Below are 20793 nucleotides of genomic sequence, written 5' to 3' on the forward strand. Positions count from 1 at the left end.
AGCGAACCTGTGCTACACCGAAGAACAGCAGTAACTAAAAACAATACGTAGGACGCGTCATGACCAAGGCATCTGGTTTCCCAACCCGAGCCGTTATTGCTGTCGGCATCCTTTCACTGCAGTACTTCACGCCCCAGCCCGCGCATGCCGCGTGCGCTTTCAGCCCAGGTCCCGGTGACGATACGTTCGTCTGCGACAGCGGCACCAGCACCGCCGGGCTCACCGATCTTCAGGGCAACAACCGCCTGACGCTGCCCGCCGGTGGTACGGGAACCGTCAACGGCCCTGTCACGTTCGGCGCGGGCGAAGATCACATCCTGATCGATGCCGGCAGTATCCTGGGTGCCGTGCAACAAGGCGCCGGCATCGATGACTTCGTCATGAACGGCGGGCGGATTGCTTCGCTGGCCCAGGGTGACGGACTCGATACCTTCCTGATGACCGGCGGCGTCATCGAACGGGAATTCGTCGACGGTGACGTGGCGCGACAAACCGGCGGCACGATTGGCCGGGTCGACATGAAGCTGGACGATAACGTCTACGAGATGACCGGCGGCGAGATCCTCGGCAACCTGGTCACCGGGTTCGGCAAGGACAGGGTCGACATCTCGGGAACAGGCAGCGTCGGCGGCAACATCAGCACCAGCGGCGGCGACGACATCATTACGGTGAGCGGCGGCGTGATCAAAGGTGAAATCCGCGCCAGTTTCGGCAACGACACGTTCACCTGGCGCAATGGCGGCGAAATCCGGTCTTCCGTCTTGATGGGCGATGGTGACGACACCGCCTTGCTCAGCGCTCTTGATGAAAACCGGTTGGCCGCCACGTCGTCGATTGACGGCGGCCTGGGCAGTGATCAAATGACGTTGGATAACACCACGTCCAGTACGCCCACCCGCTATGTCGGCTGGGAGACGGTCAACCTCAACAATGCATCGCGCTTTGATCTGGCCGGGGACTTTTTCCTCGGTGACAGTGCGAGCAACACCGGTGCGTTCAACATCGATGGCAGCAGTACCCTGGCGGTGAGCCAGGGCGCAATCCGCCCCTACACGGCGGGCCAGCTGGCGACGCTGAACAATGCCGGCACGATTGACATGACCACCGACAACAGCGCGAACAGTTCATTGACGGTGCATGGCAACTATGTGGGCAATAACGGCCAGCTCTGGCTGCAAAGCGCCCTCGGTGATGACAACTCCGCGACCGACAAGCTGGTGGTGTCCGACGGAATTATCGGCGGTCACACGCAACTGGGCGTCACCAATCTGGGCGGTGCAGGCGGGCTGACTCGGAACAGTGGCATCGAGGTGGTCCAGGCCCTCAACGGTACGACCAGCAGCGCAGATGCCTTTGCGTTGAAGGGCTCAGTGTCTGCCGGCGCCTATGAATATCGGCTGTTCAAAGGCGGCGTGACCGCCGGCACGGAAAACAACTGGTACCTGCGCTCGTCGGTGGTGGCCGTGCAGCCACCCGTCGTGCCGCCGGTACCGCCCACCCCGCCGGTGGTGGTGCCTGTTGCACCGATTACACCGACGCCTCCCGTCGTCGACCCCGATGAACCAGCGGTGGAGCCGCCGACCGCGCAACCGGTCGCGCCGATCCAGCCTGCGGTGCCACCGCCGAGCCAGGTCGCGGCAGCCGATTCACCGCAACCTGCCGCCGGCAGCCCGGCACTGCCAACGGCCGTGGTCGGTGCAGAGCCCATCCCGCTGTATCGCCTGGAGGTGCCGGTGTACTCGGTGGTGGTCCCGGCCGCGCAAGTCATGACGCGGATGGCTCTGGGCACCTTTCATGAGCGCCAGGGCGAGCAAAGCCTGCTCACTGAAACGGGCGCGGTTGCCGCCGGCTGGGCGCGTGCCTATGGCGGTGATTTGAACAAGAGCTGGTCGGGCACCGTGTCGCCAAGCTTCGACGGCAGCGTCAAGGGCTATCAGGTGGGGCATGACCTCTACGCTGGGCAAACCGGCGGCGGGCAACTGCAACGTGTCGGCCTGTTCATCGGGCAGAGTCGCTTGCGCGGCGACGTGAAAGGGTTCGCCGAAGGTTTTCAGGACCGGCGCTCCGGGCGGATCAAACTCGACGGTGATAACTTCGGCGCCTACTGGACGCTGACCGACCCCAAGGGTTAGTACATCGACCTGGTGGCCATGGGCACACGCCTCGACGGCGACAACACGTCCGACCGCGGCGTGAAGGTGAACACCAAGGGCGATGCCTTGGCACTCTCCGCTGAAGCGGGTTATCCCATCAGCGTTTCCGAACATTGGGTGGTGGAGCCCCAGCTCCAGATAATCCGCCAGACCATCGACCTGGACAGCCAGCATGACGGTATTTCCAAGGTGTCGTTCGACTCCCAGGCGTACTGGACCGGACGTATGGGTGCCCGCGTCAAGGGTCGCTATCGAGTGGGCAATACGCCCGTCGAACCTTATGTGCGCGTCAACGCCTGGCGCACGTTCGGCGGCAGCGACACGGTGACTTACGATGATGTGGACCGCATCAAGAGCGATCACAAGTCGTCCACCGCCGATGTCGGCGTAGGGGTCGTCGCCCACTTTTCGCCGGCGGTGAGTGTTTACCTGGCGGCGGACTACACCACTGATATGGACGGTGAGGCCCAGAAGGGTGTGGGCGGCAACACCGGGGTGCGCCTGAGCTGGTGAACGGCAGGAGGCCTGGTTAATACCGGCCTCCACGTCAACGCAGGGCCAGGCACACGCTTAAAAACCACGCCCTCCTGCTCGCTGCAGGACCGGCGTGTGCGCCTGCTTGAGGTCTTCACGCAGCCCGGCGATCAGGTTGCAAATGGCGCGACTGCTGTCGAGTTTGTCCGCGCTGATGCCTTTGACCTCCAACTCCACGCGATCACGGTCGCGGTCGTCATACACCTTGATCGTCAGCGACGCATCTTCGGCTTTGGTGCACTCACACCGCTTGGGCAGGAAACTTCCTTCAATAATGCTGCGAAGCTCGAGTTCAGAAAGCATGGCCAACCTCTCCTTGTTTGAGACTGCCAACAGTTTTTATAGGGTCCGGCAGGCACTTGCCCGCCACGTCTCGCCAGCCTTGGAAGACGCCTTCAACTGATGAGCCTACTCGGCAAATTCCATTGCGGTTGTAACCTTTCTTCATAAGCTCAGCGCTTGCTTATACGCCTCACATCCGACAGTTCACATCATCGTCGAACCGCGCCGATTAAACGTTTAACCGTCAGTCTCGGATCGGGCGCAACAGGGGTGGCCGATTTTTCAGCAACATGTGGCAAACAATCAGCCACTCAACCAGCCGTCGAGCGGAGCTTTCGAAAAGCATACGAAACATATACGCTTCGTATATAAATCCTCCACAGTGAAGCTTATGGGCATCGTCAAGATCACCGACCAACTGCACGAACAACTGCGCCTGGCCAGCGCCGCGATGGACCGTTCCATCAACGCCCAGGCCGAGTTCTGGATCAAGATCGGCCTGCTTGCCGAGCTCAACCCTCAGTTGCCCTACAACGACCTGATCAACAAACTGTTGCTGGACAAACCCGACCTGATCAGGGGGCGCAGCCAATGATCAAGACGCCGCAACAGCTTGCGCTGATGCGCGAGTCCGGGCGCCTGCTGGCCCAGGTGTTCAGCATGCTCGACGGTTTCGTCGCCGCCGGCCGCTCCACCCTGGAACTGGACAGTGCCGTCGAAACCTTCATCCGCCAGGCGTTGCAGGCCCGCCCGGCCAGCCTCGGGCAATATGACTACCCCTTCAGCATCAATACATCGATCAATGAAGTGGTGTGTCACGGCATGCCCAGCGCGAAGCAAATCCTTAAGGATGGCGACATCATCAACATCGACATCACCCTGGAAAAAGGCGGCTTTATCGCCGACTCCAGCAAGATGTACATGATCGGCACGGTGACGCCCAAGGCGCGACGCCTGGTAGAAATGACCTTCGAAGCGATGTGGGCCGGCATCCGCCAGGTCAAGCCCGGCGCGCGCCTGGGTGACATCGGCCATGCGATCCAATGCCATGCGCAGGCCAACGGCTACAGCGTGGTGCGTGAATACTGCGGCCACGGCATTGGCCGGGAAATGCACGAAGAGCCGCAGATCCTGCACTTCGGCCGTCCCGGCACCGGGCTGGAACTGCGCGAAGGCATGGTGTTCACCATCGAGCCGATGCTCAACCAGGGCAGCGCCAAAGTGCGCAGCCTCAAGGATGGCTGGACGGTGGTGACCAAAGACAACAGCCTGTCGGCGCAATGGGAACATACGGTCGCGGTGACGGCGGATGGGTTTGAGGTGTTGACGCTGCAACCGCCGGCATGACCGCGATCGTACCCACGCTCCGCGTGGGAACGATCAGTCGATCAGTCGGGTCAGGCCACCTGCTTGACGGACGCCTCGGCTTCCAGCTCACGCACCAGCGGCAACACGCGTTTGCCGAAGTATTCCACTTCTTCCTGGAAGTGCAGGAAGCCGGCCAGCACCAGGTCCACGCCCACCGCCTTGAGTGCGACGATGCGCTCGGCAATCTGCTGCGGGGTGCCGATCAGGTTGGTCTTGAAGCCGTCGTTGTACTGCACCAGGTCTTCAAAGCTGGACTTGGCCCAGTTGCCCTCGCCTTCCGGTGACGCCTTGCCCGCTTGCCTCGCGGCATCGCCAAAGGCATTGACCGCTTCCGGGTCGGCCTTGTCGATGATGTCCGCCAGCACGGCCCGCGCCTCTTCTTCCGTATCGCGAGCGATCACAAAGGCGTTGACGCCGATCTTTACCGAATGATTATTGGCGGCGGCCTTGGCACGGATATCGTCGACCTGGGCCTTGATGCCTTCGGGGGTGTTGCCGTTGGTGAAGTACCAGTCCGACACCCGCGCCGCCATGTCGCGCGCGGCCCTTGAACTGCCGCCCTGGAACACTTCGGGCTGGCCCAGTGGCTTGGGCCTGAGGGTGTAATTGTTGAAACGGTAAAAGTCACCCTTGAAGGTGAAATCGTCCTGGGTCCACACACCTTTCAAGGCGCGAATGAATTCTTCGGAACGACGATAGCGCTCATCGTGCTCCAGCCACGGTTCGCCGATGGCCTGGAACTCGCCCTTGAACCAGCCACTGACGATATTCACCGCGATGCGGCCGTTGGTGAGCTGGTCGATGGTCGCCAACTGTTTGGCCGCCAGCGCCGGTTGCCAGGGACCCGGCAGGATCGCCGCAATCACCTTGAGGGTGGTGGTCGCCGCGAGCAGCGCGTGGCTGAACGCCACCGACTCGTGCTGGTTCTCCGCGCCGTAGCCGGCGGTGAAACGAATCTGGGTCAGGCCATATTCAAAGCCGGCGGCTTCGGCCAGTTGCGCCAGTTTACGGTTGTAGTCGATGCCCCAGTGGGTGCGCTGCTCGATCTTGCTGACCACCAGCCCACCGCTGACGTTGGGCACCCAATAGGCAAATTTCACGGCGTGTTGACTCATTGGAGGTACCTCGCACAAAGGAATGTAGGAGGACTTGAGCAGCAAGCGTGCCAGCTATGGGTACACGCCCTGCCCTTGCGGGTTGTGGCGCGAAACCTCGGGGTTACGCAAGGCGCCGCAACTGTCATGCAACACTGCGTTTTGTGCAAACGCTGTTGCTGGAGCAACAGCGGCTTGCCTCCTCGCGCCGTAAACACGGGCCGCCGCGCCCGGCACGGACTGTGCAAACACCCAGGGACTTGATCACAGCCCAGGAGCCGCACCCATGACCGAGCAACACGTCATCAACCCGCTGTCCATCGGCGTCGACTACCCCGCCCTGGCCGAACGTTTCCGTCCCATCTTCCAGCGCGTCGCCGACGGCGCGGTGGAACGCGAACACAGCCGCACCCTGCCCCATGAGCCGATCCGCTGGTTGAAGGAAGCCGGTTTTGGCGCGGTGCGCGTGCCGGTGGAATATGGCGGCGGCGGCGCGTCGCTGCCGCAGCTGTTCGAACTGTTGATCGAACTCGCCGCCGCCGACTCCAATGTGCCCCAGGCCCTGCGCGGGCATTTTGCGTTCGCCGAAGACCGCCTGAATGCGCCGCCGGGCGCGGCGCGCGAGGTGTGGTTCAAGCGCTTTGTCGACGGCGACATCGTCGGCTGCGCCTGGACCGAAATCGGCAATGTCGCTATCGGCGACGTGGTCACCCAGGTCAGCCCCAACGGCGACGACTGGACACTCAACGGTGAAAAGTTCTACAGCACCGGCAGCCTGTTTTCCGACTGGATCGATGTATACGCCCAGCGCAGCGACACCGGCGCCGACGTCATCGCCGCCACCCGCACGCGCCAGCCCGGGGTGGTGCAAAGCGATGACTGGGACGGCTTCGGCCAACGCACCACCGGCAGCGGCACCACGCGCTTTACCGATGCCGTGGTCGAAGGGCAAAACGTGATCGACTTTGCCACCCGCTTCAAATACCAGACCGCGTTCTATCAACTGGTACTGCTCGCCACCCTGGCCGGCATCGGCCACGCGGCGCTCAACGACGTCGCTCATCAGGTACGCACGCGCAAACGCATCTACAGCCACGGCAACGCCCCGCATGTCAGCCAGGACGCGCAGGTACAACAAGTGGTAGGCGAAGTCGCCGCGCTCGTCTACGCAGCCCGCGCCAGCGCATTGCAGGCCGCGCTGCCGGCGCAACGGGCCTACCTGGCCCGCTTCGGTGGCGATAACGCAGCAGAGCGCGAAGCCAACGTCGCCGCCGAAATCGAATCCGCGACAGCCCAGGTGGTGGTGTCGGAATTGATCCAGCGAGCCACCAGCCAACTGTTCAACGCCCTGGGAGCCTCCGATGTGCGCCAGGGCAAAGCCCTGGACCGGCACTGGCGCAATGCGCGAACCGTGTCATCGCACAACCCGCTGATCTACAAGGCACGGATCGTCGGCGACTGGGTAATCAATGGCACCGAGCCACCGTTCGTCTGGCAGATCGGCAACGGCCCGGCGAAAGCCTAATGCCCGTAGGAGCGAGCTGGCTCGCGAAAAACTCACAGGCACCGCGTTTATTCAGGAAGCCCGCGTTATCGTTGACGTTTTTCGCGAGCAAGCTCGCTCCTACACAAAGCAGCCGCCCCCACCCGTAACCACGATGCGCAGCGAGTCGCTCTTGATCTTGATCTCAGGCGCCCCGTTAAACCACGCTGGCCGAACGCAGGCTTGAATCCGTGGGCAACCCGGCAGGACGCCGGGTTAGCCGCACTGGGCCAGGGATGGCCCATTGCGGCGGCCCACGGATTCAAGCCGGAGAGAGGGCACACCGAGCCCAGGCGAGGTGCCGAGTGGTGGGGCAAGAGCGTTTTGCTTACTTTTGCGCTTTTCAAAAGTGAGCCGCTGTAAAAGCGGAACCATTAGCAGCCGTTACCGCAGAAACGGATATGTACTCGGTCCAATCCAACATCCTGGTCGGCCCAGAGGCCGCCATCGGGGGCAAGCCCCCTCCCACATGAGTCAGGTGGATAACAGTCGGATGAGAGGCCGACAAAGCCCCCACATCGGGCCCCCCGCCCACCCTAGAACGCCAGCTTGTAACCCACCGCCATCAACATCACCGCCAGACACGGACGCAGCACACCATCCGGAATCCTGCCCGTCATATGACTGCCCAGATAAATCCCCGGCAGCGAGCCCATCAGCAGAAACCCCAACAGATGCCAATCCATATTGCCCATGCTCGCATGACCCAGCCCCGCCACCAGAGTCAGCGGCACCGCATGGGCGATCTCGGTACCCACCAGGCGGCGCGTGGCTAGAAACGGATACAGAATAAACAGCGCCACGGTCCCCAGCGCGCCAGCGCCGATGGACGTCAGCGCCACCATCGTGCCGAGCACCGCGCCCGTCACCACCGTCAGCGCATTCAAATTGCGCGGGCGCATGGCGTAGTCGTCACCGGCATGGCGCTGGGCGAACGCCAGCAAACGTTGCTTGAACAGAATCGCCAGGGCCGTCAGCAACAACACCACGCCCAGCGCCTGCTTGATCACCGCATTCATCGCGCTGGGGTCGGTGTGCAGGCTGGCGAGGAACCACAGGGTCAGCAACACTGCCGGCACGCTGCCCAGGGTGAGCCAGCCGGTAATGGTCCAGTCGATGTTCCTGTTCTTGCTGTGCACCAGCACTCCACCGGACTTGGTGATGGCGGCATACAACAGGTCAGTACCCACGGCAGTGGCCGGATTGATGCCGAACCACAACAGGATCGGCGTCATCAACGAGCCCCCACCGACGCCCGTCATGCCTACGATAAACCCTACGATCAGGCCGGCAACCACGAACCCCACATTACCCACATCCATCAAAGCTACCTGCGGCCTTATAAATTTCTGGCGGCAGGATAGCGATTTTTCTTATAACGACTTATACCAATATGATCTGACTTTATGCCTTTTTAACCAGGCACGACGACCCAGGCAATCTCCTGCGCAGTCAATGTGCCTTGATCAATCGACGCTGGGCAACCACACGCGAAACCGCGCCCCGCCCAACGGTGAAGCCTCGGCGGTCAAGGTGCCGCCCTGGGCTTCCAGGGCCCGCCGGCTGATGGCCAGGCCCAGGCCAAAGCCCCCGGTGGCGCGGTCGCGGCTGCGGTCCAGGCGATAGAACGGCTCGAAGATGCGTTCGCGCTGATCCGGCGGAATGCCGATACCGTCATCATCCACGCGAATTTCACAGCCTTTGGGGCAGACCTTGACGCCGACCTGGATGCGCTTGTCGCAGTAACGCGTGGCATTGCGCAACAGGTTCTGCAGGGCGCGGGCAGTGAGACGCGGATCGAGGCTGAAGCCCTCCACGGCGCAGTCGAGCGCGACCTCGATGACGATCTCGGGGTTTTCCAGCTCATCGTCGACACTGCCCAATACGCTGTCGATGAACTCATCCAGCACCACCTCCACGCGTTCCGGCAACTGCGCCGGGTTTTGCAGGCGGCTGTAGGACAGCAATTCCAGCACCAGCTCATCCAGCTCCCGAATATGCGCCACCAGGCCCTGCAAGCGTTCCCGGCTGGCCGCCGGCAAATCTTCCGACAGCGCCAGGGCCAGGCCGAAATCCAGGCGCGTCAGCGGTGTGCGCAGCTCATGAGACACCGCGTTAAGCAGGTCGCGCTGCTGGTTCAACAGATGTTCAATGTCATTGGCCATGGCGTCGAACACTGCCGCCAGGCTGCCGATGCTGGAACTCGGCGGGATCTGCGTGCGTTCGGCCAGGTTGCCCTTGCCCAACTGCGCGGCGGTGCTTTTAAGACGTTCCAGGTCGCGCCAATGGGGGCGCAACCACACCAGCAGGCAGGCCAGCAGCGCGGCGCCGACCAGCACGTTCATCGACCAGTACAGCAGGTTCATGTCCAGCGGGTCCGGCGGGATGATCAGTTTGACCGCGAACTGCTCGTTGATCGGCGAGCTGACTTCCTCCATCCAGCCCCACTCACCCAGGCGGACCACCGGTTTGCCCTGCTCCAGTAACCGCTCCTCGGCGGGCGTGTAACGCGCGTCCTGGCGCAGCAGCAATTGCACCTTCAATGGCGCGAAGTCGCGGCTCAGTTGCTCGGTGACCTGCGACCAGCGTTCCACCGGCGCGCGCAGGTATTGCTTGACGATAAGCGTTTGCTGGCCACGGGACTGTTCGACGTTGTAGTTCAGGTAGCGGTGTTCGAACAGCTGGATCACCAGCTTGGGGATCAGGAAAATCGCCGCGCTGTAGGTGACGATAGTGATCAGGTAGAGGCGCAGCAGGACACGAAACATGGCTCAGCATTCCCACTCGGAACGGCTGAACAGGTAACCCTTGCCCCACACCGTCTTGATCTTGCGTGCTTCACCGGCGTGGTCGTCGAACTTGCGGCGCAGCTTGGAGATGGCCACGTCCACCGAGCGGTCGGTGCCGTTGAACTCGATACCGCGCAGGCGCTGCAGGATCTGGTCGCGACTGAGCACTTCACCGGCATGCCGCGCCAGTACCACCAGCAGGTTGTACTCGCCGCTGGACAACTCCACCGCCTGCTCGCGCCAGGTGACGCTGCGCTCGGACAGGTCGATGCACAGGTTGCCCATGATGATGCGGTCGCTGGCCACCTGGGGCTCCGACAGGCTGCTGCGGCGCAGCAAGGTGCGCACACGGGCGAGCAGCACGCGAGGCTCACAGGGTTTGGTCACATAATCGTCGGCGCCCATTTCCAGGCCCAGGACCTGATCGTGGCTGTCGTCACGGGCCGTGAGCATCAGGATCGGCAGGCCCGCCGAGTCCGCGCGCAGCAGACGGCAGACCTGCAGGCCGTCGAGGCCGGGCAGCATCAGGTCGAGGATCACCAGGTCCGGCGGGTTCAGCCGCGCCTGCTCACGGACCAGGTCGCCACGGCTGAGCACGCTGACATGGTAGCCATTGCGCTCCAGGTAGCTGGCAATCAACTCGGAGAGTGCGGCGTCGTCTTCCACCAGGAGGATGTTGGGCATGAAGGTGTTTCCAGAAAATACAGTGAGGTGTCGTACACAAATCCATGTGGCAGGTGGCAAGCCCCCTCCCACATTTGATCTTCATTGCAAGCAAGGTTGTGCAAGGATATACGCCCTCAGCGCCCCGCGCCCCGACCCTTACATTTCTTCACACACGACCTACACAGCTTCACAGCACCACGGCGCAGGTGACTTTAGGATGCACCAGTCAATATTGGGATAAGAGCATGTCAAAGAATCTATTTGCGCCGTTTTGCCTGCTGGCCCTCACACTGGCGCTGAGCGCGTGTGGTCAGTCAGCAGACGAAGCGCCACAAATGCCGCTGGCCAAAGTGCGTGTCGAGACGCTGCAGGCCAAGCCCCTGTCCATCACCAGCGAATTGAGCGGGCGCATCGCCGCGCCGCGCATTGCGCAAGTGCGCGCCCGGGTTGCCGGGGTGGTGATGCAGCGCGTATTCAATGAAGGCCATGACGTGAAACAGGGCGACGTGCTGTTCCGCATCGACCCGGCGCCCTTCAAGGCCGACCTCGACAGCGCCCAGGCCAACCTGAGCAAGGCCGAGGCCAATGCATTCCAGGCACGCCTGCAGGAGCAGCGCTACAGCCAGTTGGTGGAAGGCAACGCCATCAGCGGCCAGGACTACGACAACGCCCGCGCCGCCCTGCGCCAGACCAACGCAGAGGTTGCCGCGCAAAAGGCTGCCGTCGAGCGCGCCAGGCTGAACCTGAGTTACGCCACCGTGACCGCGCCGATTTCCGGGCGCATCGGCCGTGCCCTGGTGACCGAAGGTGCGCTGGTCGGCCAGAACGAAGCCACGCCGCTGGCGGTCATCCAGCAGTTGGACCCGATTCACGCCGACCTGACCCAATCCACCCGCGAGCTCAATGACCTGCGCCGTGCCTTCCGTGCCGGCAGCTTGAAGCAGGTCGGCCAGGACCAGGCCAAGGCCACCCTGATCCAGGACGACGGCAGCCTGTACCCGTTGCCGGGCAAGCTGCTGTTCGCCGAAATCAGCGTCGACCCGGGCACCGGGCAGATCATCCTGCGCAGCGAGTTCCCCAACCCGGACCTCGACCTGCTGCCCGGCAGCTTTGTGCGGGTGCGCCTGGAACAGGCGGTCGACAAGCAAGGCCTGAGCGTGCCGCAACGCGCCATCACCCGCGACAGCGCCGGCATCCCCATGGTGCTGTTGCTGGACGGCGAGCAAACCGTGCGCCAGCAGCCGGTGGAGTTGGGCGCGGTGATCGAGGATCGCTGGATCGTCAGCAGCGGCCTCAAGCCCGGTGACCGCATTGTCGTCGAAGGCCTGCAACATGCACGCCCCGGTGAAAAAGTTGAAGTGGACGACAGCCCGCTCGTGAAGGAATAACCCGCCATGCCGCAGTTCTTTATCGACCGCCCGATCTTCGCCTGGGTGGTGGCCTTGTTCATTTTGCTGGCCGGCGTCCTTGCGATCCCGCAATTGCCGGTGGCCCAATACCCCAACGTCGCGCCGCCGAAGGTGGAAATCTACGCGGTGTACCCTGGCGCTTCGGCCCAGACCCTGGATCAAAGCGTGGTCAGCCTGATCGAGCAGGAGCTTAACGGCGCCGATCACCTGTTGTATTTCGAGTCCCAGAGCAGCCTGGGTTCGGCGACCATTACCGCCACGTTCCAACCGGGCACCAACCCGGAGATGGCGCAGGTGGATGTGCAAAACCGTCTCAAGGCGGTGGAGTCGCGCTTGCCGCAAGCCGTGACGCAACAAGGCTTGAAGGTGGAAAAAGTCTCGGCCGGCTTCCTGCTGCTGGTAACGCTGACATCCGAGGACGGCAAGCTCGACGACGTGGCGCTCAGCGATTACCTGGCGCGCAACGTGATGAACGAACTCAAGCGCCTGAACGGGGTGGGCAAGGCCCAGCTGTATGGCGCCGAGCGCGCCATGCGCATCTGGATCGACCCGCAGAAGCTGATCGGCTTCAACCTCACCCCGGCCGACGTGAATGCCGCGATCAGCGCGCAGAACGCTCAGGTCTCCGCCGGCAGCATCGGTGATCTGCCCGCGACAAACACCCAGGAAATCACCGCCGCCATTCTGGTCAAGGGCCAACTGTCGACGCCGGCGGAGTTCGCCGACATCGTCCTCAAGGCCAACCCTGACGGCTCTACCGTGCGCATCGGCGACGTGGCGCGGGTGGAAGTCGGCAGCCAGGAATACCAGTTCTCCACCCGTCTGAACGGCAAGCCGTCCACCGCCGTCAGCGTGCAGCTGTCGCCCGGCGCCAACGCGCTGAACACCGCGAACCTGGTGCGGGCGAAGATGGACGAGCTGTCGCGCTTTTTCCCGGCCAATGTGGAATACAAGATTCCGTACGACACCTCGCCGTTCGTGAAGGTCTCGATTACCAAGGTGGTCTACACCTTGCTCGAGGCGATGGCGCTGGTGTTCGCGGTGATGTTCCTGTTCCTGCAGAACGTGCGCTACACCCTGATCCCCACGCTGGTGGTGCCGATTGCACTGATGGGCACCTTCGCTACCATGCTGTTGCTGGGCTTTTCAATCAACGTGCTGACCATGTTCGGCATGGTGCTGGCGATCGGCATCCTGGTGGACGATGCGATTGTGGTGGTGGAGAACGTCGAGCGGATCATGGCGACCGAGGGCCTGTCGCCCAAGGAGGCGACGAAAAAGGCCATGGGCCAGATCACCGGCGCCATCATCGGTATCACCCTGGTGCTGGTGGCGGTATTCCTGCCGATGGCGTTCATGCCAGGCTCCGTGGGGGTGATCTACCAGCAGTTTTCGCTGTCGATGGCCACCTCGATCCTGTTCTCGGCTTTCCTGGCCCTGACCTTGACGCCGGCCCTGTGCGCCACCTTGCTCAAGCCGATTGCCCAGGGCGAGCACCATGCCAAGGGCGGCCTTTTCGGCTGGTTCAATAAACGCTTCGAACAGCTCACCGATCGCTACGAAGGCTGGGTGGCCTACGCCCTCAAGCGCAGCGGCCGCTACCTGCTGATCTACCTGGTGCTGCTGGTGGGCCTGGGGTTGTTGTTCAGTCGCCTGCCCTCCTCGTTCCTGCCGGTGGAAGACCAGGGCTACACCATCACCGATATCCAGTTGCCACCGGGCGCGAGCAAGAACCGCACGGTGCAGGTGGCCGAGCAGATCGAGGCGCACAACGCCACGGAACCGGGGGTGGGCGATACCACCATGATCATGGGCTTCAGTTTTTCCGGCTCCGGGCAGAACGCGGCGCTGGCGTTTACCACGCTCAAGGACTGGTCCGAACGCGGCGGCGATGATTCGGCTTCGTCGATTGCCGACCGCGCCAACATGGCCTTCAGCGAGCTCAAGGATGCGATTGCCTTCGCAGTCCTGCCACCCCCGGTGGACGGTCTCGGCACCTCCAGCGGCTTCGAGTTCCGCCTGCAGGATCGCGGCGGCGTCGGCCACGCGGGGTTGATGGCCGCGCGCACCACGTTGCTCAACGCTGCCGCGAAAAGCCCGATCCTGGCCAACGTGCGCGAAAGCGCCCTGGCCGAAGCGCCGCAGATACAGCTGGAAGTGGATCGCAAGCAGGCCAATGCGCTGGGCGTGCCGTTTGCCGACGTCGGCAATGTATTGTCGTCGGCCATCGGTTCGGCCTATATCAACGATTTCCCCAACCAGGGACGCATGCAGCGCGTGGTGGTGCAGGCCGAAGGCGACCAGCGCAGCCAGGTGGCGGACCTGATGAAGATCAACGTGCGCAACAACGCCGGAAAAATGGTGCCGCTGTCGGCGTTTGTCGCAGCCAAGTGGACCCAGGGCCCGACGCAGCTGACGCGCTACAACGGCTACCCCGCCATCGCCATCAGCGGCGAAGCGGCGCCAGGGCACAGCACCGGCGAGGCGATGGACGAAATCCAGCGCCTGGTCAGCCAGTTGCCCGCAGGTTTGGGCCAGGAATGGACCGGGTTGTCCTTGCAGGAACGCCTGTCCGGTTCCCAGGCGCCGATACTGTTGGGCCTGTCGCTGCTGATCGTGTTCCTGTGCCTGGCGGCCTTGTACGAGAGCTGGTCGATCCCGACCTCGGTATTGCTGGTGGTGCCGCTGGGTGTGCTTGGGGCGGTGCTGGCGGTGAGCTTGCGCGGCATGCCCAACGATGTGTTCTTCAAGGTCGGCCTGATCACCATCATCGGGCTGTCGGCGAAGAACGCGATTTTGATCATCGAGTTCGCCAAGGACCTGTATGACCAGGGCGAAGACTTGATCGACGCCACCTTGAAAGCCGCGCGCCTGCGCCTGCGCCCGATCATCATGACCTCGCTGGCGTTCATCCTCGGTGTGGTGCCGCTGGCGATTGCCACCGGGGCCAGTTCGGCGAGCCAGCAGGCCATTGGTACGGGGGTGATTGGCGGGATGATTACGGCGACGCTGGCGGTGGTGTTTGTGCCGGTGTTTTTTGTGGTGGTGATGAAGCTGGTGCGCAAGCGTCAATAAGGTATTTATGATCTAAGGAATCAAGCTTTTAGACTGTCAATTCTGACAGTATACGAGGCGATTCCTTCTGCACTAAATTGAGGGTGAATCGACGGAAACACCCCTCGATCCGGTCAAGGAGAATGATCATGCTGGGTAAAAACAAGTTTCGATGCACGACGGGCAAATACGAAAGCGATACCTCGTTAGACCAATCTTACCGATACAGATCAACCAAGGTCAGTATGAAGACCACGGCCATCTATCAGGTCAGGGTAGAAACCGAGGACAGTAACTTCCCTGCTGCTTCCCCCCTGAAGGTTTACTTGCTTCTGGGTGCGGACGCCCCCCCGCAGGCTGACGGTGCGCCAGTCGGAGATAACCAATTCTTTCAAGTACTGGTCTGGTATCCAGTAGGGAATGATTTCTATCGACTTGACAGCGCAGACAGTGGCCTCGTCACTTATAACTTTGACAGCAAAGAACAAACGTTTAACGCAAAAATCAGCTTTGCAGTTGAAGGTAACAACTCCGAACCGGGTTATAAATTTACCAACGGAAAGGTGGAGGCCAGAGGCATAGACTCTGACTATTAAATTAGTGCAAACATTTGGCTTATAAGGCTGCATTTGGCGCTTTCAAGCACGCACGCGTTCGAATAGGCTTGGGCACTCAGTCCCCCTTGTGTTTTGAGTGCCCATGCCCTTCCTAGCCCGCACCCACCCTCGCCTCTCATCCGCCGCCGTGCTGGGCCTCGCCGTCGGCATCCTGGCGCCGGCCGACACCCTCGCGAGCAAAATCCTGATCGGCTGGAACGCCGGCGTCTGGACCTACCTGGTACTGATGCTGTGGCTGACCATTCGCGCCAAGGCCGAGGACGTCAAGCGCATCGCCGAAATCGAAGACGAAAACGCCGGGCTGGTGCTGTTCATGGTGTGCATCGCCGCCATCGCCAGCCTGGCAACCATTGCCTTCGAATTGGTGGGCAGCAAAGACCTGGCCCCCAGCGAGCGCCTGTTGCACTACGGCTTCACCGGCTTGACGGTGATCGGTTCGTGGCTGCTGATCGGGGTGATCTTCAGCGTGCACTACGCCAGGCTCTATTACACCTGGAGCGGCAAGGAACCGGCCCTGCGCTTTGCCGAAGGCTTGCTCACGCCCAATTATTGGGATTTTCTGTATTTCTCCTTCACCATCGGCGTGGCGGTACAGACCTCGGATGTGGGCGTCGCCACCCGTGGCCTGCGCAAGGTCGTGCTGGGGCAATCGTTGATCGGCTTTGTGTTCAATACCGCGATCCTGGGGTTCTCGATCAATATCGCCGCCGGCCTGTTTGGCTGAGCTGCACAAACCTTCTAGACGTCAGGCCGCCCTGCGACGTTAATGACGGTACTGACTCATTCTCGGTGTTCTATGGCCGCGCACAATTGGATCGACCTGTCCCAGGACGCCGACACCGGCATCGAGACCCTGCGCGCGCATTTTGAGGGCCACGCCTATGATCCGCACTGGCACGACAGCTACCTGATCGGCGTCACCGAGCAAGGCGTGCAGCAATTCAACTGCCGCCGCACGCGCCATAACAGCGTGCCCGGCCAGGTGTTTTTGGTGGAACCCGGCGAGTTGCACGACGGCGACGCACCTACCCCGGACGGCTTCACCTATCACATGCTCTACCTTGACCCGCACTGGTTGGCGCGCGAAGTGAGCGCGGTGTTCGAAGAGGCGCCGCCGCACAGCCAGTTGAGTTTTGCCAGCACCTTGACCCGCGATCCGCGCCTGGCCCTGGCCACCAGCCAGGCGTTCCAGACCCTGCACAGTGGGGAGCTGCGCATTGTGCGGCAACGCGCCATGGACCAGCTGCTGGAGCGCCTCACCGGCCAACTCCACTGGCGCACCCGCTACCACGAGGACCCGCGCTTGCCGCAGGTGGCGTACAAGGCCCGGGACTACCTGCATGCCCACCTGCACGCCGACGTCGGCATGGACCAACTGGCCCTGGCCTGCGGGGTCGACCGCTTCCGCCTCAGTCGCGCCTTCAAGAGCGCCTTCGGCCTGCCGCCTCACGCCTACCTGGTGCAATTGCGCCTGGCCCGCGCCCGGCATTTGCTGGCCAGGGGCGAGCAACCGGCGGATGTGGCAATTGCCCTGGGTTTTGCCGACCAGAGCCACCTGGGCCGCTGGTTCGTGCGCGCCTACGGCCTCACGCCCGCCGCGTACCGCAAGCGCTGCTCAAATCTTCCAGACAGCTAATGCACAGGCTTGTGAACATGGACGCCATCGAGTGTTTTTGGAGTTGCTGTCATGTTCGCGTTTATCTTGTTCGCCTTTGTGGCGTCTATCACCCCCGGCCCCACCAATATCCTGGTGCTGAGCAACAGCGCACGCTATGGCCTCAAAGCCGCTGTGCCGATCATTTTCGGCGCGTGCGCCGGGGCTGCCGGCCTGGTGTTGCTGGTGGGGACCGGGTTCGGCCAGTCGCTGGTGCAAGTGCCCGGGGTGCAGGCCGCGATGCAATGGATCGGTGTCGCCTGGCTGACCTGCCTGGCCTGGCAAATCTTCAGCGCGCCTGCCCGAGCCATCGAGGTGCATGGCGTCGAAAAGCCCCTCGGCCTGATTGGCGCCGCCGCGCTGCAATTGATCAACCCCAAGACCTGGATGATGGCACTGGCAGTGGTGAGCGTATTTGCCGGCAACGGTGAGGCGCGCCAGGGTCAGGTAGTGGCCCTGTCCCTGATTTTTTTCCTGATATCCCTGCCCTGCCTTGGCGCTTGGGCGCTGCTGGGCGTCGGATCGTCGCGGGTGTTTCGTTCAGCCGGGGCGATGCAACGCTTCAACCGGGGCATGGCCCTGTTGTTGCTTGTCGCGACCTGGCTGAGTGTGGTGGTGTGATAGGCCGGCTATCGGGCTTTGTCCTACAACAACTTGACGACTTTCCTCATTTGATGGTTTCCTGAAACCGGTTTCAGTGATTCCAATAAAAATAGAAGGTCGATCACCGTGAACAACTTTTCTGCCGCCCAGCGCAGCCGCGTGACCATGCTTGATGTCGCTGAACGCGCCGGGGTGTCCAAAGCCAGCGTGTCACGTTTTATCGGCGACGACCGCGCCCTGCTCTCCGACGCCATCGCCCTGCGTATCGAGCAGGCCATCGCTGAACTCGGCTACCGCCCCAACCAGATGGCTCGCGGCCTCAAGCGCGGGCGCACACGCCTGATCGGCATGCTGGTGGCCGATATCCGCAATCCTTATTCCATCGCGGTGATGCACGGTGTCGAAACCGCCTGCCGACAGCATGGCTACAGCCTGGTGGTGTGCAACACCGACCGCGATGACGAGCAGGAGCGCCAGCACCTGGCGGCACTGCGCTCGTACAACATCGAAGGACTGATCGTGAACACCCTCGGCCATCACCTCGACCAACTGCTGGAACTGCAACGGGAAATGCCCCTGGTGCTGGTGGACCGCAAGGTCGAGCCGCTGCACAGCGACCTAGTGGGGTTGGACAACCCGGCGGCAGTGCGCATGGCGGTGGAGCACCTGGAGCAACAGGGTTATCGCGACTTGCTGCTGGTCAGCGAAGCCACCGATGGCACCAGCTCGCGCCTGGAGCGCCTGGACAGTTTCAAGGCCGAAATCGCCCGGCGTCCGGCGTTGACCGGTGCCATGGTCGAACTGGATGGCGAGCTGGAAAGCCGCCTGCGAACCTTTCTGGCCAAGCCCGGCCCCAAGGCGCTGTTTTGCGCCAACGGTGTTGCTGCGCTGGCCTGCACCCGCGCGCTGAAAAACCTGGGCTGCAACCTGTTCGATGATGTCGGCCTGATCGCCCTGGATGACCTGGAGTGGTATCCGCTGGTCGGCAACGGCATCACCGCCCTCGCCCAGCCCACCGAGGCGATTGGCGCCACCGCGTTTGACTGTCTGCTCAAGCGCCTGCGTGGCGACACAGCCCCCACCCGCACCCTCGATTTCCTGCCCCAACTGATCATCCGAGGCTCTACCCAACTCCCTGTAGGAGCGAGCTTGCTCGCGAAAATCGCCAACGGTAACGCCGCGACTCTGGTTTAACGCGGCGCTCTCTGGTTTTTCGCGAGCAAGCTCGCTCCTACAGAGTCGTACATTCTTTCAAGAAAAAATGAAACCGGTTTCAGAGGTAAACAATAATGCATGAATTTCCCGTTTCCATCAGCCTGTCCAGCTACGGCGCCGACCTCGTGCGCCAGCAGGGCCAATTGAGTTTTGTCACGCTGCTGAGCGCTGCCGGTGCCCGGCGCATCGAGTGGCGTGAAGAACTGCTCACCACCGAACAGCCCGACACGCTGGCCCGCGCCGCCGCCGAGCGAGGCCTGGACTCGGTGTTTTCCTCGCCCCTGGAACTCTGGGTGGCCGGGCGTGCCCAGCCCAATCCGGACCTTGCCGCCACCCTCGACCGCGCCCAGGCCTTCGGCTCGGGCTGGCTGAAAGTCTCCCTGGGTTACTTCACCGACACCAACGACCTGGAGAGCCTGCAGGCCCTGCTCGATCGCCACGCGGTCAAGCTGCTGGTGGAAAACGACCAGACCCTGCACGGCGGCCGGATCGAGCCGATGCAACGCTTCTTCACCGAGGTCGAACGCCTGGGCCTGCCTGTAAAGATGACCTTCGACATCGGCAACTGGCAGTGGCAGGACCAGTCCGCCCTCACCGCCGCGCGCCTGCTGGGCCGGCATGTGGACTACCTGCACTGCAAGGCCGTCGCCCGTCGCGCGGACGGCAAGCTGGTGGCCGTGCCGCCCGGCGCCACCGATTTGCATCTGTGGGAACAACTGCTCACGCACATGACTCAAGGTATTACCCGGGCGGTGGAGTTTCCGCTGCAGGGCGACGACCTGGTCGAAGTCACCGCGCAACAGGTCGCCACCCTCGCCCGCCTTGGCCAACCCCGTGTGGAGAATGCCCATGTCTGAGATCGATATCCTGTCGTTTGGCGAGACCATGGCGATGTTCGTCGCCGAGCAGACCGGCGACCTGGCCCAGGTCGGCCAGTTTCACAAACGCATTGCGGGCGCCGACAGCAATGTCGCGATTGGCCTGTCGCGCCTGGGTTTCAATGTGGCGTGGCTGAGCCGGGTGGGTGATGACTCACTCGGGCGCTTCGTCGTCGACACCCTGGCCAGCGAAGGCCTGGACTGCGGGCATGTGAGCGTCGACCCGCTGCACCCCACCGGTTTTCAGCTCAAGTCCCGCGAAGAGTCCGGCGCCGATCCCCAGGTGGAATATTTCCGCAAAGGTTCGGCGGCCAGCCATTTGTCGGTTGCGGACATCCACCCGGCCCTGTTGCAAGCGCGTCATCTGCATGCCACCGGAATTCCGCCGGCGTTGTCCGAGGCCACCCGCCAATTGTCGGTGGAGCTGATGACGCAGATGCGCAAGGCCGGGCGCAGCGTGTCATTCGACCCGAACCTGCGCCCGTCCCTGTGGCGCAGCCAGGCGCAGATGATCCGTGAAATCAACGCCCTGGCCGGCCTGGCGGACTGGGTATTGCCCGGCCTCGGCGAAGGCCGCCTGCTCACCGGCTTCGATGACCCGGCGGATATCGCCGCGTTCTACCTCGACAAAGGCGCCGAAGCCGTGGCGATCAAGCTCGGCCCCGATGGCGCCTATTACCGTACCCAGATGGACCAGGGCTTTGTCGCCGCTGTGCGCGTGGACACGGTGGTCGACACCGTCGGCGCCGGTGATGGTTTTGCCGTGGGCATGATCAGCGCCCTGCTGGAAAACGCGAGTTTTCCCGAGGCGGTACAACGCGGCAACTGGATCGGCAGCCGCGCCGTACAGAGCCGTGGCGACATGGAAGGGCTGCCCACCCGCGCCGAACTACCCCACCGATCCGTTGCATAACCCACTACCTGTTGCCACAAC

At 62.6% G+C, this 20793-nt stretch carries 17 protein-coding genes and 1 pseudogene; 13 read left to right on the top strand and 5 right to left on the bottom strand.

Features of this window, described 5'->3' with window-relative positions; all coding sequences use genetic code 11:
* The first annotated feature begins 59 nt into the window (after positions 1 to 59).
* Positions 60 to 2666: pseudogene (locus BFQ00_RS20685) on the top strand (autotransporter outer membrane beta-barrel domain-containing protein).
* 57 nt (positions 2667 to 2723) lie between these two features.
* On the opposite strand, the gene BFQ00_RS20690 reads toward BFQ00_RS20685, so the two are convergent.
* Entirely contained in the window at positions 2724 to 2990 is a 267-nt protein-coding gene (locus BFQ00_RS20690) for a DUF1652 domain-containing protein (protein ID WP_065887355.1), read from the bottom strand.
* 370 nt (positions 2991 to 3360) lie between these two features.
* Here BFQ00_RS20690 and BFQ00_RS20695 point away from each other — a divergent pair, with 370 nt between their 5' ends.
* Complete coding sequence (locus BFQ00_RS20695; protein ID WP_065887356.1) at positions 3361 to 3564, top strand: ParD-like family protein; 204 nt, start codon at positions 3361 to 3363, stop codon at positions 3562 to 3564.
* Complete coding sequence (gene map, locus BFQ00_RS20700; protein ID WP_065934583.1) at positions 3561 to 4316, top strand: type I methionyl aminopeptidase; 756 nt, start codon at positions 3561 to 3563, stop codon at positions 4314 to 4316. Before BFQ00_RS20695 ends, map begins: the two co-directional genes overlap by 4 nt.
* 50 nt (positions 4317 to 4366) lie before the next feature.
* Here the strand turns inward: map and sfnG are convergent, their stop codons facing one another.
* A complete protein-coding gene (gene sfnG / locus BFQ00_RS20705) occupies positions 4367 to 5452 on the bottom strand; it encodes a dimethylsulfone monooxygenase SfnG (RefSeq protein WP_065893171.1) in 1086 nt (361 codons plus the stop codon).
* A 265-nt stretch (positions 5453 to 5717) separates the two neighbouring features.
* Here sfnG and BFQ00_RS20710 point away from each other — a divergent pair, with 265 nt between their 5' ends.
* Positions 5718 to 6956, top strand: coding sequence for an acyl-CoA dehydrogenase family protein (locus tag BFQ00_RS20710; protein WP_065934584.1), 1239 nt, complete (start codon positions 5718 to 5720; stop codon positions 6954 to 6956).
* 554 nt (positions 6957 to 7510) lie between these two features.
* On the opposite strand, the gene BFQ00_RS20715 is transcribed toward BFQ00_RS20710, so the two are convergent.
* The 3 genes from BFQ00_RS20715 to BFQ00_RS20725 form a co-directional block, all read right to left on the bottom strand.
* Positions 7511 to 8296 carry a sulfite exporter TauE/SafE family protein gene (locus tag BFQ00_RS20715; RefSeq protein WP_065887360.1) on the bottom strand — a complete coding sequence of 262 codons (786 nt, stop codon included), beginning with the start codon at positions 8294 to 8296 and terminating at the stop codon, positions 7511 to 7513.
* Positions 8297 to 8440: 144 nt separating this feature from the next.
* Entirely contained in the window at positions 8441 to 9742 is a 1302-nt protein-coding gene (locus BFQ00_RS20720) for an ATP-binding protein (RefSeq protein ID WP_065934585.1), read from the bottom strand.
* A 3-nt stretch (positions 9743 to 9745) separates the two neighbouring features.
* Positions 9746 to 10447 carry a response regulator transcription factor gene (locus BFQ00_RS20725; protein ID WP_065887365.1) on the bottom strand — a complete coding sequence of 234 codons (702 nt, stop codon included), beginning with the start codon at positions 10445 to 10447 and terminating at the stop codon, positions 9746 to 9748.
* Between the two features lie 227 nt (positions 10448 to 10674).
* Between BFQ00_RS20725 and BFQ00_RS20730 the strand changes: the two genes are divergently transcribed.
* The 9 genes from BFQ00_RS20730 to BFQ00_RS20770 all read left to right on the top strand — a co-directional run bounded on the left by BFQ00_RS20730 (position 10675) and on the right by BFQ00_RS20770 (position 20772).
* Positions 10675 to 11817 (top strand): efflux RND transporter periplasmic adaptor subunit, encoded by a 1143-nt coding sequence (locus BFQ00_RS20730; RefSeq protein WP_065934586.1) that lies wholly within the window; start codon positions 10675 to 10677, stop codon positions 11815 to 11817.
* A 6-nt stretch (positions 11818 to 11823) separates the two neighbouring features.
* The gene (locus BFQ00_RS20735; protein WP_065934587.1) at positions 11824 to 14913 is read left to right on the top strand and encodes an efflux RND transporter permease subunit; all 3090 of its coding nucleotides are present in this window, start codon (positions 11824 to 11826) and stop codon (positions 14911 to 14913) included.
* 128 nt (positions 14914 to 15041) lie between these two features.
* Positions 15042 to 15488 carry a hypothetical protein gene (locus tag BFQ00_RS20740; protein ID WP_065934588.1) on the top strand — a complete coding sequence of 149 codons (447 nt, stop codon included), beginning with the start codon at positions 15042 to 15044 and terminating at the stop codon, positions 15486 to 15488.
* A 103-nt stretch (positions 15489 to 15591) separates the two neighbouring features.
* Positions 15592 to 16233: a DUF1345 domain-containing protein gene (locus BFQ00_RS20745; RefSeq protein ID WP_065934589.1), complete on the top strand. Its 642-nt coding sequence runs from the start codon at positions 15592 to 15594 to the stop codon at positions 16231 to 16233.
* A gap of 72 nt (positions 16234 to 16305) precedes the next feature.
* A complete protein-coding gene (locus BFQ00_RS20750; protein ID WP_065934590.1) occupies positions 16306 to 17145 on the top strand; it encodes an AraC family transcriptional regulator in 840 nt (279 codons plus the stop codon).
* A gap of 51 nt (positions 17146 to 17196) precedes the next feature.
* The gene (locus BFQ00_RS20755) at positions 17197 to 17784 is read left to right on the top strand and encodes a LysE family translocator (RefSeq protein WP_065887370.1); all 588 of its coding nucleotides are present in this window, start codon (positions 17197 to 17199) and stop codon (positions 17782 to 17784) included.
* 108 nt (positions 17785 to 17892) lie between these two features.
* On the top strand, positions 17893 to 18960 hold the full coding sequence (locus BFQ00_RS20760) for a LacI family DNA-binding transcriptional regulator (RefSeq protein WP_130184666.1): 1068 nt from the start codon (positions 17893 to 17895) through the stop codon (positions 18958 to 18960).
* A 95-nt stretch (positions 18961 to 19055) separates the two neighbouring features.
* Complete coding sequence (locus BFQ00_RS20765) at positions 19056 to 19838, top strand: sugar phosphate isomerase/epimerase family protein (RefSeq protein ID WP_065934591.1); 783 nt, start codon at positions 19056 to 19058, stop codon at positions 19836 to 19838.
* Positions 19831 to 20772: a sugar kinase gene (locus BFQ00_RS20770; protein WP_065887372.1), complete on the top strand. Its 942-nt coding sequence runs from the start codon at positions 19831 to 19833 to the stop codon at positions 20770 to 20772. The genes BFQ00_RS20765 and BFQ00_RS20770 overlap by 8 nt, the downstream gene beginning before the upstream one ends.
* The last annotated feature ends 21 nt before the right edge of the window (positions 20773 to 20793 follow it).

This window comes from Pseudomonas sp. 28 E 9 (assembly GCF_900004785.1).
Taxonomy (GTDB): domain Bacteria; phylum Pseudomonadota; class Gammaproteobacteria; order Pseudomonadales; family Pseudomonadaceae; genus Aquipseudomonas; species Aquipseudomonas orientalis_A.

What these genes read in the sequence shown, in the direction of transcription:
- BFQ00_RS20690 (WP_065887355.1), bottom strand. Translation starts at nt 2,990, where the DNA reads ATGCTTTCTGAACTCGAGCTTCGCAGCATTATTGAAGGAAGTTTCCTG.
- BFQ00_RS20740 (WP_065934588.1), top strand. Translation starts at nt 15,042, where the DNA reads ATGCTGGGTAAAAACAAGTTTCGATGCACGACGGGCAAATACGAAAGC.
- BFQ00_RS20755 (WP_065887370.1), top strand. Translation starts at nt 17,197, where the DNA reads ATGTTCGCGTTTATCTTGTTCGCCTTTGTGGCGTCTATCACCCCCGGC.
- BFQ00_RS20735 (WP_065934587.1), top strand. Translation starts at nt 11,824, where the DNA reads ATGCCGCAGTTCTTTATCGACCGCCCGATCTTCGCCTGGGTGGTGGCC.
- BFQ00_RS20710 (WP_065934584.1), top strand. Translation starts at nt 5,718, where the DNA reads ATGACCGAGCAACACGTCATCAACCCGCTGTCCATCGGCGTCGACTAC.
- BFQ00_RS20765 (WP_065934591.1), top strand. Translation starts at nt 19,056, where the DNA reads ATGCATGAATTTCCCGTTTCCATCAGCCTGTCCAGCTACGGCGCCGAC.
- BFQ00_RS20745 (WP_065934589.1), top strand. Translation starts at nt 15,592, where the DNA reads ATGCCCTTCCTAGCCCGCACCCACCCTCGCCTCTCATCCGCCGCCGTG.
- map (WP_065934583.1), top strand. Translation starts at nt 3,561, where the DNA reads ATGATCAAGACGCCGCAACAGCTTGCGCTGATGCGCGAGTCCGGGCGC.
- BFQ00_RS20770 (WP_065887372.1), top strand. Translation starts at nt 19,831, where the DNA reads ATGTCTGAGATCGATATCCTGTCGTTTGGCGAGACCATGGCGATGTTC.
- sfnG (WP_065893171.1), bottom strand. Translation starts at nt 5,452, where the DNA reads ATGAGTCAACACGCCGTGAAATTTGCCTATTGGGTGCCCAACGTCAGC.
- BFQ00_RS20730 (WP_065934586.1), top strand. Translation starts at nt 10,675, where the DNA reads ATGTCAAAGAATCTATTTGCGCCGTTTTGCCTGCTGGCCCTCACACTG.
- BFQ00_RS20750 (WP_065934590.1), top strand. Translation starts at nt 16,306, where the DNA reads ATGGCCGCGCACAATTGGATCGACCTGTCCCAGGACGCCGACACCGGC.
- BFQ00_RS20695 (WP_065887356.1), top strand. Translation starts at nt 3,361, where the DNA reads ATGGGCATCGTCAAGATCACCGACCAACTGCACGAACAACTGCGCCTG.
- BFQ00_RS20720 (WP_065934585.1), bottom strand. Translation starts at nt 9,742, where the DNA reads ATGTTTCGTGTCCTGCTGCGCCTCTACCTGATCACTATCGTCACCTAC.
- BFQ00_RS20715 (WP_065887360.1), bottom strand. Translation starts at nt 8,296, where the DNA reads ATGGATGTGGGTAATGTGGGGTTCGTGGTTGCCGGCCTGATCGTAGGG.
- BFQ00_RS20725 (WP_065887365.1), bottom strand. Translation starts at nt 10,447, where the DNA reads ATGCCCAACATCCTCCTGGTGGAAGACGACGCCGCACTCTCCGAGTTG.